This is a genomic window from Thermococcus sp. 21S7 (genome assembly GCF_012027615.1).
Lineage (GTDB): Archaea > Methanobacteriota_B > Thermococci > Thermococcales > Thermococcaceae > Thermococcus.
Genome location: NZ_SNUT01000009.1, coordinates 1 through 14,702, shown reverse-complemented (window position 1 = coordinate 14,702; position 14,702 = coordinate 1). Strand labels below are relative to the sequence as shown.

Annotated in this window: 13 protein-coding genes; 6 read left to right on the top strand and 7 right to left on the bottom strand. The window is 54.4% G+C overall.

The annotated features are described in order from the left end of the window. The first annotated feature begins 7 nt into the window (after nucleotides 1-7). Nucleotides 8-1,222, top strand: coding sequence for a DHHA1 domain-containing protein (locus E3E51_RS12310; protein WP_167913409.1), 1,215 nt, complete (start codon nucleotides 8-10; stop codon nucleotides 1,220-1,222). Between the two features lie 53 nt (nucleotides 1,223-1,275). Beyond that, nucleotides 1,276-1,542, top strand: a complete 267-nt coding sequence (locus E3E51_RS12305) for a hypothetical protein (protein ID WP_167913408.1) — start codon at nucleotides 1,276-1,278, stop codon at nucleotides 1,540-1,542. A 47-nt stretch (nucleotides 1,543-1,589) separates the two neighbouring features. On the opposite strand, the gene E3E51_RS12300 is transcribed toward E3E51_RS12305, so the two are convergent. The 7 genes from E3E51_RS12300 to E3E51_RS12270 form a co-directional block, all read right to left on the bottom strand. Beyond that, entirely contained in the window at nucleotides 1,590-2,846 is a 1,257-nt protein-coding gene (locus E3E51_RS12300) for an ABC transporter permease subunit (RefSeq protein ID WP_167913407.1), read from the bottom strand. Next, entirely contained in the window at nucleotides 2,843-3,865 is a 1,023-nt protein-coding gene (locus E3E51_RS12295) for an ABC transporter permease subunit (protein ID WP_167913406.1), read from the bottom strand. The genes E3E51_RS12300 and E3E51_RS12295 overlap by 4 nt, the downstream gene beginning before the upstream one ends. A gap of 186 nt (nucleotides 3,866-4,051) precedes the next feature. Further along, nucleotides 4,052-4,876, bottom strand: coding sequence for an ATP-binding protein (locus tag E3E51_RS12290; RefSeq protein WP_167913405.1), 825 nt, complete (start codon nucleotides 4,874-4,876; stop codon nucleotides 4,052-4,054). Nucleotides 4,877-4,907: 31 nt separating this feature from the next. Beyond that, nucleotides 4,908-5,570 carry a hypothetical protein gene (locus tag E3E51_RS12285; protein ID WP_167913404.1) on the bottom strand — a complete coding sequence of 221 codons (663 nt, stop codon included), beginning with the start codon at nucleotides 5,568-5,570 and terminating at the stop codon, nucleotides 4,908-4,910. Nucleotides 5,571-5,614: 44 nt separating this feature from the next. Beyond that, nucleotides 5,615-6,517 carry a radical SAM protein gene (locus tag E3E51_RS12280; protein ID WP_167913403.1) on the bottom strand — a complete coding sequence of 301 codons (903 nt, stop codon included), beginning with the start codon at nucleotides 6,515-6,517 and terminating at the stop codon, nucleotides 5,615-5,617. A 47-nt stretch (nucleotides 6,518-6,564) separates the two neighbouring features. Continuing rightward, a complete protein-coding gene (locus E3E51_RS12275; RefSeq protein WP_167913402.1) occupies nucleotides 6,565-7,266 on the bottom strand; it encodes a dihydroorotate dehydrogenase electron transfer subunit in 702 nt (233 codons plus the stop codon). Next, a complete protein-coding gene (locus tag E3E51_RS12270; protein ID WP_167913401.1) occupies nucleotides 7,244-8,476 on the bottom strand; it encodes a dihydroorotase in 1,233 nt (410 codons plus the stop codon). The genes E3E51_RS12275 and E3E51_RS12270 overlap by 23 nt, the downstream gene beginning before the upstream one ends. Nucleotides 8,477-8,870: 394 nt before the next feature. Between E3E51_RS12270 and E3E51_RS12265 the strand changes: the two genes are divergently transcribed. From E3E51_RS12265 to E3E51_RS12250, 4 genes are all read left to right on the top strand, one after another. Continuing rightward, complete coding sequence (locus E3E51_RS12265) at nucleotides 8,871-11,267, top strand: ABC transporter substrate-binding protein (protein ID WP_240924339.1); 2,397 nt, start codon at nucleotides 8,871-8,873, stop codon at nucleotides 11,265-11,267. A gap of 181 nt (nucleotides 11,268-11,448) precedes the next feature. Next, nucleotides 11,449-12,504 (top strand): ABC transporter permease, encoded by a 1,056-nt coding sequence (locus tag E3E51_RS12260; RefSeq protein WP_167913399.1) that lies wholly within the window; start codon nucleotides 11,449-11,451, stop codon nucleotides 12,502-12,504. A gap of 11 nt (nucleotides 12,505-12,515) precedes the next feature. Continuing rightward, the gene (locus tag E3E51_RS12255; protein ID WP_167913398.1) at nucleotides 12,516-13,985 is read left to right on the top strand and encodes an ABC transporter permease; all 1,470 of its coding nucleotides are present in this window, start codon (nucleotides 12,516-12,518) and stop codon (nucleotides 13,983-13,985) included. A gap of 10 nt (nucleotides 13,986-13,995) precedes the next feature. Further along, nucleotides 13,996-14,702 (top strand): ABC transporter ATP-binding protein (locus E3E51_RS12250; protein WP_167913397.1); only part of this gene is annotated, 707 nt, incomplete at its 3' end.

Here is a 14,702-nt window from a genome sequence, read left to right as displayed (position 1 = left end):
GTTTTCCATGACCAAGAGGTTGTATTACTCTGACCCATACATTAAGGAGACCACCGCGCGGGTGGTTGATGTTAAGAACCTCGGTAACGGTCTGGTCGAGGTGCTATTGGACAGGACGATTTTCTATCCGGAGGGCGGAGGTCAGCCTTCGGACAGGGGCCTGATAGAAGGAGACGGCTTCACGATAGAGGTCACGAAGGTCAAGGAGAGGGAGGAAATCTGGCACGAGGGAGTAATCGCGGGCAGGCTCCCGGAGAGGGGAGAGAAGGTCACACTTAAGATCGACTGGGACTGGAGATACGAGAACATGAAAAACCACACCGGCCAGCACATTCTCTCTGCCGTCCTTAAGGAACTCTACGACCTTGACACGACGGGCTTCCAGATTTTCGAGCACTACAACAAGATTGAAGTTAACGGCGGGCTCGACTGGGAGATGATTACTAAAGCTGAAATCGAGGCCAACAGAATAGTCTCCGAGGGAATCCCCGTAACCATCGAGGAGTTCAAGTACCTGCCGGATGACCTCGTCAAGACACTGAGGAAGCACGTGAGCAAGGTAACGGACAGGGTCAGGATAGTGAGCATAGGTAACGTTGACAAAACTCCCTGCGGAGGAACTCACGTGGGGAACACCTCCGAGATAGGCACAATAAAGATCCTCCGCTTCTACAAGAAGTCCAAGAACCTCTGGAGAATAGAGTTCGTGGCTGGCAATAGGGCATTAAAAACGCTTAACGAACTTTTGGAGGACTACTGGAAAGCTCTGGATGAAATGCCCAACAAGAACAGGCCCCTATTTGAGCGCGTTGGAGAGCTCAAGGCGGAGATGGATTCCCTTGAGGGAAGGCTTGACGAACTCAGGCGCGAACTCTGGCGCTGGAAGAAATTGGCTTTGATTGACAAGGCGGAGGAGGTAGGTCACTACAACGTCATCTCCCTAGTTGAGAAGTGGCCGATGAAGGATGCCCAGGCCTTTGCCGTCAACTTTGTGGAAGAGAACCCCGGATTGATACTCCTCCTAGCGAGCGAGGACTACGTTCTCTTCGCAAGGAACGAAGAGGTGGATGTGTCGATGAGGGACCTTCTCTCTAAAGTTATCGAGGAATTCGGCGGCAAAGGCGGTGGAACCGACAACCTTGCGAGGGGAAGAATCGAGGCCGAGCCAGAGGATGTACTAGATGTTGCAAGGGAAATTCTTCGCGAGATTATTGGGGCATGACATTGAGCGTCGAAACTTTTTATATCTTTCAGTTGTTAAATCTCCGGTGCTCCATGAGCCTGAAGAGGATAGTGCTCAGGTACATCATCGTAACCCTGTTCGTTGCCTCGTCCTCGGCTATGCAATTACTGAGGGCCGTCGTCCCCTACGCGCTCTCATACTCTACCCTGCTCTTCGCTCAGATGATAGCCGTGGTCTCGATACTCGGCCTTTTCCAGATAATTCCAGGCGTTAACTGGGCTCCTTCGTGGCCGAGGCCTTCACCCAGAACGCCATCTATTCCCTCTGGTGGTGGCCGATTTCACCCTCCATCGTCATAATCCTCGTCAGCATCGGACTAACGCTGCTCTCCAACGGCTCATCTGGTTCATCTGGTTAGGAACATCTCTTCCATGCTCAGGTTTATCAGCACGAAGGCCATGGCGAAGAGCGCCAGCGCCACCCCGATGGGTACCACTATCCACCACGCCATACTGAAGAGCTGGTTTTCGGTTATCATGCTCCCCAGCAGGGTTCCCCAGTTGAAGCCGGGTATCGCCTCGAAGAAGCCCAGCAGCGAAACGAGCGCGACGACCTTCGGCATAACTATTGAGAACTGGTAGACGCTGTAGGGCAGAACCGCCCTGGATACGTGGTGTTTCAGTATCCACCACCTCGAACCCCCGAGGCTCACCGCTGACTCCACGTACTCCTTGCTCAGTTCAGTCTCAACAAGCGCCCTGACGTTTCTCGCTATCTTTCCGAAGAGGAGAAATCCCATCAGGAGAACAAAGCTCCAGAAGGGCACCTCCAGGTGGCCGCCGTACGTGACTTCGGCGGTGACGGGAATCATCATGACCATCACGGGAACCAGTGGCAGTATGGTCGAGAGCTTCGTCAGACCGTCCGTTATCGCACCTGCAATGCCCGAGAGGGCGCTCAGGACTCCGAGCGTGGCCCCTATGGCAACCGTCGTCAGGCCGACGGCCACCACCATCTCCATGGTTTCTCTCAGCCCCCATATGAAGCCCTGCCAGATGTCCCTCCCGGTTGAATCCGTTCCCATGAGTCCGTAGACCTTCCCGAGCACCCGAACCTCCGGTTCGTCATCAGCGGTTATCTCAAGAACGTACGTGCCCTTTTCCAGACCCTCCTTGTCGGTGAATATCGGGGTGAGCCCTCCCCCAAAGATAAGGTCCGAGTCCGTATAGTTCAGTCCCTTTTCCCGGGCTATCCTCTGCATGGTTAAAAACATCATGCCCAGCCGTATACGCTCACCCGATAGCCCCCGGTACAGTGTGTACTCCCTGCCGTCCGGCAGGGTCAGGTTCACCGTGATTTCCTCGGGGAACTCCGTGTATATCATTATATCCTGGGGGGCATCGGAATAGTGGAAGTTGTACTCGTAGGTGTAAACGTTTCCGTCTATCCTTGAAGGGGTCAGGTTTTCGGTTGGGGGCAGGTTCTTCCCAAAGAGATTGACCCATTCGGGCGGCACGAGCTTGGGATTGTCCGCCCAGTACATCTTATTGTTCCAGTTGTCTATCGCCTCCTTGTTGGCCAGTTTTGGCCCCAGTGCCGCGGCCAAGAGGTAGAATATGAGTATTGCGGCGGCGATTCTTATTTTAATGGGCACCCTTCTCATCTGCGTCCCTCCCTTCCCACTCTGGGGTCGAGGTGTATGTAGAGCGACTCCATAACGACTGCGTTTATGAAGTAGAAGAGCAGCATCACGAATGCTGCGAAGAAAACCCCGTAGCTGCTGTAGTAGAACGTCACACCCTCCACACTGTGCCCTATCCTGAAGGAGTGCGCGAGTATCCAGCCCACGCCGTGGATGTTGAAGATAATCTCCACAACAAACGCGCTCATCAGAATCTCCAGAAAGTTGTACGTGGTGAACGTAAGGAACGCAGGCAGCGCCGTTCTCAGGAGTTTCCTCATTATCTTCCCGTCGGGCAGTCCCCTCGCCCTGTCGTACAGAACGTGTCCCTCCGTGCTCTCGAACTTGATGAGGTTCCTCACGTTAAAGGCGTACTCCCATATCATCGCCACCACGAGGGTTAGAACCGGGAGGAGAAGCCCCACGATATATGCCAGTGGAAGGGAGCCCCCGTTTATCAAGGCATCCCGCAGATGGCCTTCAAAGTCCATGGGAAGAAGCGACATCCTCCAGTACAGAGTGTAGAGGAGCACCACCGCTATGAACCAGGAGGGAATGGCCGAGAAGAGGGGCGTGAGCACGGATAACAGCCTGTCGGTCCATCCACCTCTGTAGCCCGCCCTCAGCCCGAGGTAGAGGCCGAAGGTCAGTATGAACAGCTCGGTAAAGATGACCAGCAGGAGGCTCTTCAGGATGTAGGTGTAGTACTCGTATCCGCCCCGGGTTTTAGCGTGAAGGTTGGTGAAAAAGTTGTAAACGACCCGAAGATGGTCCTTCATAAGCTCCTTTTTGCTGGATATTCCGAGGGCGTCCATCGCCATCTCTCTCGCCAGCTGTTCGAGGCTGACGTGCTTCTCTATGACTTTTTTGACGCTCTCCGGAAGGTGGTTAACCATATCTAGGTAGTCCCCATAGACATCGCTGTTGTAGAGGGTTGCGTTTATGTTGCCGATGACCGCCATGTAATCCAGGATTAGGACACCGATTATAAACAGAACCAAGTTCTTAACGATCACCTGAAGGTATAAATGCCATCTTCCGTGCATTGGTACCCCCCGTTTTACGTTGATGTAAACCTTTAAAAATCTAATGCAGGAGAGTGTTAACATTCCAACAATGGCACTGTGGAGAAGAACTCGGAAGAAAATCGTAACGATTAGTTCTGGATGAAACCGTAAAGTTTGGAGTTACGGGTCCTTATCAATGCCCAAACGTTCCATCACGAGCTTCCTCTGCCACTCAGGAACGCGCGGTTTCGCCGCTTCCCTCTCGGCTTTCTCCCTTTCCATGAGACCGTAGCGAACGAGGGCGGCTATTCTTCTGTGCTCGAAGCTGTGACCGTGCCTCTCCCAGTAGCGCTCCAGCGCCGGCCCGAGGACGAGGCAGTTGGTTGTGTAGCCGGGTAGCTCTGGGAACTCGAAGGGGAGCCCCTTGAGGATTTTAATCCTCTCGCTCTCCGGCATCAGAGAGAGGAGCCTTATCTGAATTATCCCTCCCTTCATAGGTCTGTAGGGATGATGGCCGAAGGGAAGCTCGTGGCCGGTTATGATGTGCTTATAGCCGTTTTTGAGTGCGTACTTTCTGAGCTTCTCCATGGTTCTCTTCGAGCAGCGCCTGCACGGGGATTCCGCCTTCAGAAGGGCCTCGCGGAATATGTCGGAGTAGTCGTAGCGCAGGACTTTGAACTGGACGCCGAGGTGCTCCGCTATTCGTCTCGCGTTCTCTACCGCTTCCCCCGCCATTAGCCCGTGGTCTATCATGACCGCCTCAAGCTCCGGAACCCTGTAGGCCTCTTTAGCCAGATAGAGGGCAACTACGCTGTCTTTGCCTCCGGAATAGGCAACGATTGCCCTATCAACACCCTCCATGAGTTCTTCAAGCTCCCTCCTTATCCTCCCGCGGTCGGGGGGATGCCTCCGATAGATTTGGCACTCCCTGCAGACTGGCTTTCCGTCTATGATGTCTATCTTTGCCGTTCTCTCGTCGTGGATGCAGAACGAGCACTTGAGCATGGTCAAAGGAACGGGTTGCCCCTTAAAAATGCTACCGTCCAAGTCTGGGCATCTTGGATTTGGCCTTCACCACTGTCTCGTCCGTCTTCGCCTTGCCCTTTTTCGTTGCAAAGAAGCCGATCGTCGCTATAGCGTTCTGGAGGAGTATTCCGCGGTTGTTTCTGGCTATTAACCAGCCGAAGAGAAGACCGAACGCCAGTCCCGCGAGCCAGAGCGAGAGAATGAACGTGTTGGCGCTCATACCGTTCGGGCTGAGTGTTACGGAGAAGGCCTTGTACGCCAGGGCGAAAGCCACTACGAAAACCGTTTCCAGCAGTATCGAAAGCTTGGTAGCCGTTCCAACGATGCCGAGTAGTCTGCTATCCTCGGTGTGCTCGTCTATGAGCCTCTGGTCGTGGAGGCCGTAGACGAGAGTTTTGGTTATGTTCGCCCCGCTTCTGAAGGCCAGGAATCCGAACAGCGCCGCCGTCCATGCGGCCCCCCAGAGCTTCCAGAATGCCCAGATACCTACGGCTATCCAGATCGGTGTGTAGAGTTTCGCAAGGCTCTTCTTTTCGTTTTCCGGGATATCCAGCTTCAGAACCTTTCTCCAGGTCATTCCGGCGAGGCTTCCGAAGGCCCTCATGAGCATCAGGGATAGGTTGATGAAGAGGAAAACCGCTAGGAAGAAGAGGGCAAACAGTTCCCTCAGCATGCCTACCCCTCAAAGACGTTAAAGATGTTCAAGAATAAAAAAGTTTATTCGGTTTTCTTCCTCTTCATCGCCGGTGCCACGTCCCTGGCGACGCGCCTCGCGCTGAAGAGCGTCAGCGGATCCATCGTCCTGTACACCGCCAGCTGGCAGCCGCTTATCCGGACGTCTATGTACTCCTTCGCCGCCATAGCTGCCTTCAGGTATTCCTTTACGCTCTCCGCCCGCTCGAAGTCGAGGCCGGCCTTTTTCAGCCTCTCCACGTTGAGTTCGTGAATCGTGAGCGGCTGGAGCATCATTTCGTCCACACCAAGCGAGGCGGCGAGTTCCGCTATCTTTGGTATGTCATCGTCGTTGATGCCGGGCATGAAGATGGTTCTAACGACGGAGCGGACGCCTTTGTCCCTGCCCACTATCCTCAGGGCGTTGACGACGGCATCGAAGGTGTCCGCGTTGGTTATTCTGAGGTGCTTCTCCCTGCTCGCCGCGTCGAGGCTTATCATGACCAGGTCGAAGTCGAGTTTGCCCCACAGTTTCTCCGTCAGCAGTGAGCCGTTGGTCTGGAGGTCGAGTCTCGCCTTTGGAAACCTCTCCCTAAGCATTCTGTTCACTTCAACTATACGGGGGCTTATCAGCGGCTCGCCGTACTGGGAAACGGTTATCGCGTATGGGTCATCCCAGCCGTAGTAGCCGGGCTTTGGGGCCTTCCCGAGCTTTACCGCGACGTTCGAGTAGCAGAAGATGCAGTCGTGGTTGCAGGCAGGCGTTAACTCGTAGCTCGGGTGGTGAACGGGATTCGGGTTGCTCAAATCAAGCCCCTGACAGCCCTGACAGTGGGTGGGGAACTCCAAATCCATGACGAACTTCTTCAGCAGTCTGGCCTCCCTGTTCTCAAGAATCTGGGGCTCAACGCCCATGCTTCTCGCGAACTCCTCCCAGCTGTACTTCATCCTCTCACCGGCCGAAGCGGAGAAAAGGGGTTTAAAAAGGTGATTGGTCAGAGCAGTCCCCTCAGCTGGAAGCCGTCGAAGACCGGTCCATCCCTGCAGACGAGATACTTTCCGAGGTTGCAGGAGCCGCAGACGCCGATTCCGCACTTCATGTAGCGCTCGGCCGATACCTGGACGTTTTCGTAGTCCATGACCCTGAGAACGGCCCTCAGCATCGGCTCCGGGCCGCAGGCGTAGACCCTGTCAAACTCCCCCTTTCTCCCGGCGAGAACCTCCGTTGGAAAGCCCTTTCTCCCCGCGGAGCCGTCGTCGGTCGTGATTACTACTTCATCCACGTAGTTCTCGATGTCCATCAGCGCAAGCTCATCCTTCGAACGGGCGCCGTAGATGAGGGTCACCGCCTCAAGCTTACCCCGATGCTGCCTCGCGAAGGCGTAGAGTGGTGGGATCCCTATGCCGCCGCCGAGGAGGGCGACGTTCTTTCCTTTCGGTTCGAAGCCCCTGCCGTAGGGTCCCCTGATCCAGATGTAATCACCCTCAGCCAGCTCGAAGAGCCGGGAGGTGAATGGGCCTACCCTCTTGACGACTATCAAATCGTTCCAGGCCAGGCTGAAGGGCTTCTCCCCAACCCCCGGGAGCCATGTCATTATGAACTGCCCCGCGGTGAATTCGAGCTTTTTATCGAAGCGGAACGCTTTAACGTCCCTGGCGACTTCCCAAACTTCCCTAAGCCCTACCCTTTCCAGCATTTATCCTAACCCCCTGAGGCTTTCCTAGGATTTCATCGTCCTCCATAACGAGTTCTCCACGGAGAATCGTCATTATGACCTTCCCCTCCAGTTTTCTGCCCTCCCACGGGCTCCACTTTGCCTTCGTGTAGAACTCCTCCGGCTTAACCGTCCACTCCCTTTTCAAGTCCACCACGGTGAAATCGGCATCCCTGCCAACTTCGAATCCCTTGTTTCTTATCCCGAATACCCTAATCGGATTCGTGTGCATCTTCTCAACGATGTCGGAAAGCTCAAGCATCCCCCTGTTCACCGCGTCAAGAAGGAGTGCCACCTCCGTTTCCAGTCCTGGAATTCCCGCCGCTCCGGATTCCTTATCCTCCTGCGTGTGGGGTGCGTGGTCGCTGGCTATGAGTGGAACCCTGGAAAAGTTCCTCCAGAGCGCCCTCCTGTGTTCCTCGTCCCTCAGCGGGGGATAAACTTTGAGGAGCGGGTTCCTCTCATAGTCCTCCCTCGTCAGAAAGAGATGGTGTGGTGTAACCTCGAAGCTTACCCATTGGAGGTTCGCATTCAGTATTGCCTCCATTCCCCCTGCGGTGGAGACGTGACAGATGTTGAGGGGCTTTTTGAACCGCTTCGCGGCATTCAGGACGCGTTTTATGGCGGTTATCTCGGCCTCCGGCGGCCGTTCAGGTTTCTCATGGATTATTCTGGCGTCTTCGGCATGGACGCTTACAACCCCCGGAGCGCAGAGGTAGTCGCGTTCAAAATCCTCAGAAAAGATTCCGCCCGTCGAAGCGCCCATGAAAATCTTGTAGAAATCCGCATTCGTTTTCTCTGCTTCCGTGCAGTTGTCTCTGATGAGAAAGCTTAGGGCGTAGTCCGAGTACGCTCTCCCCATAAACCGCTTCTCTCTCCTCCGAAAAGTCCCGTAATCGATTATGGGTGGGTTGGTGTTCGGCATGTCAAAAACCGTCGTTATTCCTCCGTGTACAGCGGCCATCGTCCCGGTTTTCACGGTTTCCTTTTTTCCCTGCTCGAAATCCCTCAGATGGACGTGAACGTCTATAAGCCCCGGGAGGATGACCTTTCCGCGGTCGATTTTAATCTTTTCTTCTCCCTGCAATTCACCGAGGTATATTCGGGAAATTTTTCCCTCAAGAATCCCTATGCTCCCTTCCATCAGTTTCCTATCCTTTAAGAACTTCCCTTTGATGACAAGGTCGTACATAGCGCCCGCACTGGAATGGATGCTAGCCCATTTTAAGTTTTTTGCATGTTCATCCATGCTTGGGAGTATGAAACTGGGCGCTAACGATTTTTGGGGCTTTCCCCAACTGTTTGACCCCCCGATGTTGCCATATCTGCTTTGTGTATTCTCCTACAAATTTTTGTGTAGTTTTTAACAACGCAATGCCCATACGGTGTGTTTAAACGCCCTCATATGGATAACTAAGGTCTGTGGTTACTCTATTAAAGCAGATACTTTTACAAGAACGTAACCCTTAAATAGGCTTTCAATGTATATCTCCATGCCATTATACACCATATGTGGCAATATTGCCAAAAAGTGAAGGAGGCAGTGGAGTATGAAGAAGGCTTTGGGATTGTTTATTATGGGTTTGATGTTGTTTAGTTTGTTTGCTATCCACCCAGTTAGCGCGGCGAACTACACTCCGAAGGACATTCCGCTGAATAGCGACGAGGCCAAGGCCCGTTTCAAGGCCGACCTCCAGTGGTACCTCAAGTACGGCCACTTCGTCATCAGCAACGGTCCGTACATCCTCTCAATGTACTCTCCCGAGAATCTTTACCTCAAACTTGAGAAGTTTAATGGAAAGAGGAACGTTTTCAATGATGATCCCAAGCTCCCGAAGGAGGGCTACGCCGACGTTATTGAGTACCAGGGTGTCCAGAACGAGGAGACCATAATTCTCCAGGTCGCCAAAGGTGAGTTCGACATTGGTCTCTTCGCCTTTGGTGCCAACAAGTATCAGGGTCTTGGAAGCGATGTTCTAGCCAACCTCAACCTCTACAAGAGCGCCAGCTCCTCCGTTGAGCTGAGCATCAACCCGTACAAGGACCCTGACCAGGACGCCCCGATCGTCACCGTTGGTGACAAGGTTTACTTCAACCCGTTTGCCATCAGGAAGGTCAGGTTCGCCATGAACTGGCTCATCAGCAGGAACTACATCATCCAGAACATCTACCAGGGAAGCGGTGCCCCGGCCCTCAGCGGTATCACTCCGAGCGACCCGGCTGCCAAGTACTTCACTCCGGTTTACGATGCTCTCCACCTCACCGCCGACGGTAACGAGGATCTCGCCCTTAAGATGATAAGCGACGCCATGCAGGAGGCCGCCAAGCAGGTCGCCGCTGCCGGTCACACCCTTGAGAAGAAGGATGATGGCTACTGGTACTTTGACGGTCAGCCGGTTACCATCAAGTTCGTCATCCGTACCGAGGACGAGAGGAAGGACATAGGCCTTTACATCTCTGACCTCCTTGAGAAGAAGGTTGGATTCAAGGTTGACAGGATGCTCCTTGACAGGCAGAAGGCGAGCGAGATTGTCTTCAGGAAGCCAATCAGCACCTACGAGTGGAACCTCTACACCGGTGGTTGGGGTGCCGGTGGTCTCGGAAGCATGTACCCGGACTGGCAGATCTACTACTGGTACTCCCCGCTTGGCTACTACCCGAACTTCAACGACCCGAGGCACCAGCCCGACGTCACCGTTGAGGACGCCCTCAAGTTCATAGGCGACGGCAGCGTCACCGCCGGCCTGCAGAAGCTTGAGACCAAGTACTACACCAGCGAGGAGAGCCTCGGCCCGATACTCAAGTGGACCACCAAAGAGATTGGCTACCTCCTGCTTATGACCCAGTACACTGACCCGGCCACCAACACCACCATCGTCCTCAACAACGCCGACCAGTACTGGGACCTCCAGAAGATAGGTATCACCATCGGTATCATGGACAGCGTCAGGATCTTCCTCGTTGAGAACTGGGAGTTCTACCCGGTTAACAAGCAGAGGGTCACCGACATCATCAGCGACCCGAGTGTTGGTATCGCCAGCAGGTGGAGCATAATGAGCGCCAAGACCCCGGACAAGCACCTCAAGGTCGCCCAGTTCGCTTCAACCGGTGCCCTCTTCATGAGTGCCATCAACCCTGTTGCAGGTATTACAGACGTTTACAGCACCAGGCTCTGGCGCCTCATCCGCGACGCCGGCTATACTGTCAACTTCGACGGTATCTATGTCCCGTACAGGTGCAAGTGGACCCTTGAGAGGGGTGAGTTCACCGTTCCGGATGATGCCGTCATCTACAACCAGACCCAGGGCTGGATTGCCGCCCACGCCGGCGAGACCGCTAAGGTCAAGGTCACCGTCACCTGCGACATGGGTGAGTGGCAGAACGGTGTGAAGATGACCGTTGATGACATCAAGTACTACATCGCCTTCGTCTACACCTGGGCCTACAAGGACACCCCGGACGACCCGTACTACGACAGCTCCCTCAGTGACACTGCCGCCACCTACCAGACCTACCTCGGCTTCCAGTTCACCGACAACGGCTACGTCGTTTACGGCAACTACGTCCACCCGTTCGCCGACGACGTCACCGCTGCCAACTACGTCATCTACCCGAGCATGCCGTGGGAGCTGTACTGGGCCATGGGTGAGCTCGTCGCCAACGGCGACGCCTACGACGCCAGCAGCAAGTACTCCTTCAGCAGCAGCGGTGAGGGACTCCTCCAGCTCGACCTCCTCACTAAGCAGCACGTCGATGACCTCGCCAAGGTCATGCTGAAGATTTCGGGTCTCAGCTGGGACGACATAACCAAGACCCCGACCACCACCCAGCCGCCCAGCACGAGCACCACGAGCAGCCCCGGTGAGACCACGACCACGAGCACCACTCCGTCAGGCGGAGGCAACACGACCACCTACGTCGTCGTCGGCCTGGTAATAATCATCATCGCCGCGGCCGCTTGGTACTTCACCAAGAAGAAGTGAAGCTGTTTTCGTTCTTTTCCCCTCTTTTTGAAATTTTACTCGTGTTTCTGGCCGTCCTTCCTAAGTTTCATAGTGTACTCCAATGAAAATGTGCACATCTATGCAGTAAGATATATAAAGTCAGTTTTACAATGTTGAAAAAGATACATTAAACACGAGCAACCTACGTGGGGGTGAAAAAATGGGGTATCTAAAGTACCTGGTGTTTAGAATTCTGAACGCCATCCTTGTTCTGCTGATTGTGACGTTTATTATCTCGGCACTCTTTGTCAAGGTTGCGGAACAGAGCAACCTGGCAAAGATGAATGATGAAATGATGCAATGGGATAGAACCACGGGTCAGAATATTTTGAGAACACAGGGCCAGGACGCCTATGAAAAGGCGAAAGCCGAGCACGAGCAGTTCCTCAGGGAGAAGTACGAGCTCAACCTCCCGTACTGGCAGAAGGTCTACAATAAAGCCCTGCGCACTCTGAGGCTTGATTTTGGAACCACCACCACGCCCATCTTCGGAACCAACAATGTCTCCGACATCATCAAGGTTGCCGTTCCAAGGAGCATTCTGCTCTTCACGACCGCGACGATAATAGTTATTATCCTGGGTATCTTCCTTGGAGTCAGGGCCGCTAGGCACGCGGGCAGTGCCTTTGACAGGGGACTCTCCATCTTTGCGCTGCTCACCTACAGTCTGCCGATGTGGTGGACTGGAATGATGTTCCTTCTAATCTTCGCCTTCAAGCTCGGCTGGTTCCCGCTCAGCTCGATGTTTGACCCGCAGCTCACCGGCTGGGAGCATGTTAAGGATGTTTTGTACAAGCTCGCCCTTCCGGTTCTCACCTACGTCTTCGTTGCCTTCGGTGGCTGGGCCTGGACGACTAGGAACATCATGATCGGCACCCTTCAGGAGGACTTTATCATGGCGGCTAAGGCCAAGGGTGTTCCCGAGCACAAAATCATCTACGGTCACGCCCTCCGCGCCGCCGCGCCGCCGATAGTTACCATGATCATCTTCGCCCTCCTCGGTTCGCTCGGCGGTGCCATCATCAGTGAGCTCGTCTTCAACTACCCCGGAATGGGCAGGCTCTACTGGGTTGCCCTTCAGCAGAACGAGACCAACCTTCTCATAGGTCTGACGTACTTCTTCACGGTGCTCTACCTCGCAGGAGTTGTTATCGCGGACATGGTCTATGGATTCCTCGACCCGCGTGTTAAGGTCGGTGCTTCCTCTAAGATGTGAGGTGATTCACGATGAGATGGGTCGACGTCAAAGAAGGATTTAAGGAGTTCCTTGAAGAGTTTAAGAGGGAGAAGACCGGTATAGCCGGTGTTCTCCTCCTCATCCTCCTCGTCCTTGTCGCGCTTACAGCCCCTTACACCACAATACCGGACCTTCCCGATAAGTGGAGGAGCTCTGCCTACTGGGAGGACAACCCCAAGAACGTTCCGCCGACTTGGTACAACATGTTCACCTCCCAGAAGCTCGTCCCGCAGGTGGCTTACTACAGCGATGAGCTTTCCATCACTCACCCGAGCAGCACCGAAACTCTGATTGAGGCCCCCTACAGCTTTTCCAAGGGCTACTACCTCGGTCCTCAGGGAATCATCATAAGGAACATAAACGTGACCCTGAACGCTCCGTCAAAAGCTCCAACGTACAGCCTGTACCTTGAGAGGCCCGACGGAAAAACCGTTCCCCTCGTGAACAACAAGCCCCTCACTAGTTCCACCACCATAGCCGTCGGTAGGGACGCGTCGATCTCCGCCAACATCTATGTGTGGCTCGTCAACGTTACTGAGGGTAAAGAACTCGACCCGTTCCAGGCTCAGATGGACCCAATAGTCATCATGAACATCAACACCCTCGTGTCCGCGGCCTTCGCCAAGGTTGAGCCCGGGATGAAGGCTGAGGACATTATAAACAACCCCGAGCCGCTCTGGGGGGACTACAAACTCGTCCTAAAGATTGACAACCCTACTCCTGACCAGAACAAGGTCATCCTCGATGACATAAAGGTCACCTTCCTCGGAAGGAGCTACGGAACCATGGGCACCGACTACCTTGGAAGGGACCTCTGGGCAGGCATCATCTGGGGTAGCAGGGTCTCGCTCACCATCGGTATACTCGTCTCCGTCCTCAGCACCGTCATAGGTCTCGTCTACGGAGTTACCAGCGCGTACCTCGGTGGAAACGCCGACGAGTTCATGATGCGTATCAACGAAATCTTCGCCTCAATACCGAGCCTGCCGATACTCATCCTCATCGGTGCCACGGTGGGACACGTGACCCTAATGTTCATAGTCCTGCTGTTGGTCATCTTTGGATGGATGGGAATAGCGAGGATTGCGAGAAGTATGGCCCTCCAGATCAAGGAGCAGACGTACATCGAGGCCGCCAAGGCCCTTGGTGCCGGCAACGGAAGAATCATCTTCAAGCACATCCTTCCGCAGCTGCTCCCGTACGCCTTTGCGGTCATAGCCCTCAGCGTTCCGGGTGCGGTTATCGCCGAGGCTTCACTGAGCTTCCTCGGTATCGGAGACCCGACGGCTGTTACATGGGGACAGATACTCAACGCGGCTCAGGCGCAGGCGGCGACGACCAAGGGCTACTGGTGGTGGGTTCTCCCGCCTGGGCTCGGTATAGCTGTCGTTGGCCTGACCTTCGTTCTCATAGGTACGGCCCTCGATAAGATACTCAACCCGAGGCTCAGGAAGCTGTGAGGTGGTATGAATGGTCAAGAACGTACTCGAAGTTAAAGACCTCAAGATGTATTACTTCACCAACAAGGGCGTCGTCAAGGCCGTCGATAACCTCACCTTCAACCTCAGGAAGGGTGAAGTGCTGGGACTTGCCGGTGAGAGCGGATGCGGCAAGTCCTCCCTTGGTTTTACCCTTATGGGAATGCCGACTCCGCCGGGCAAGATTGTCAGTGGAAGCGTGAAGATCGACGGAAGGGAGATAGTCGGCCTTCCAGAGGACGTTCTCAGAAAGGAGATTCGCTGGCAGAAGATTTCGATGATATTCCAGGGTGCAATGAACGCCCTCAACCCGGTCTACACGGTTGGCTACCAGATGACCGAGCCGCTCATGCTCCACAAGGGTATGAGCAAGGATGAAGCCATCGATAGGGCACAGAAGTATCTCGAACTTGTCGGTCTTGATCCCGAAATCGTCTACCGCTACCCGCACGAACTTTCGGGTGGTATGAAACAGCGTGTCATCATCGCAACGGCCCTTCTGCTTGAGCCCGACGTGGTTATAGCCGACGAGCCGACAACGGCACTCGACGTTGTTGTCCAGGCTCAGATCATCAACCTCATGAAGAAGCTGAAGAAGGAACTCGGCCTCTCGATGATATTCATCACCCACGACCTCAGCATCCTCGCTGAGATCAGCGACAGGGTTGCTGTGATGTACGCCGGTAAGATAGTCGAGAT

Bases quoted from the DNA above. Each gene is read 5' to 3' on its own strand.
- E3E51_RS12305 (WP_167913408.1), top strand. From the start codon at position 1,276: ATGAGCCTGAAGAGGATAGTGCTCAGGTACATCATCGTAACCCTGTTC.
- E3E51_RS12290 (WP_167913405.1), bottom strand. From the start codon at position 4,876: ATGCTCAAGTGCTCGTTCTGCATCCACGACGAGAGAACGGCAAAGATA.
- E3E51_RS12255 (WP_167913398.1), top strand. From the start codon at position 12,516: ATGAGATGGGTCGACGTCAAAGAAGGATTTAAGGAGTTCCTTGAAGAG.
- E3E51_RS12260 (WP_167913399.1), top strand. From the start codon at position 11,449: ATGGGGTATCTAAAGTACCTGGTGTTTAGAATTCTGAACGCCATCCTT.
- E3E51_RS12265 (WP_240924339.1), top strand. From the start codon at position 8,871: ATGTTGTTTAGTTTGTTTGCTATCCACCCAGTTAGCGCGGCGAACTAC.
- E3E51_RS12270 (WP_167913401.1), bottom strand. From the start codon at position 8,476: ATGTACGACCTTGTCATCAAAGGGAAGTTCTTAAAGGATAGGAAACTG.
- E3E51_RS12300 (WP_167913407.1), bottom strand. From the start codon at position 2,846: ATGAGAAGGGTGCCCATTAAAATAAGAATCGCCGCCGCAATACTCATA.
- E3E51_RS12275 (WP_167913402.1), bottom strand. From the start codon at position 7,266: ATGCTGGAAAGGGTAGGGCTTAGGGAAGTTTGGGAAGTCGCCAGGGAC.
- E3E51_RS12285 (WP_167913404.1), bottom strand. From the start codon at position 5,570: ATGCTGAGGGAACTGTTTGCCCTCTTCTTCCTAGCGGTTTTCCTCTTC.
- E3E51_RS12310 (WP_167913409.1), top strand. From the start codon at position 8: ATGACCAAGAGGTTGTATTACTCTGACCCATACATTAAGGAGACCACC.
- E3E51_RS12280 (WP_167913403.1), bottom strand. From the start codon at position 6,517: ATGAAGTACAGCTGGGAGGAGTTCGCGAGAAGCATGGGCGTTGAGCCC.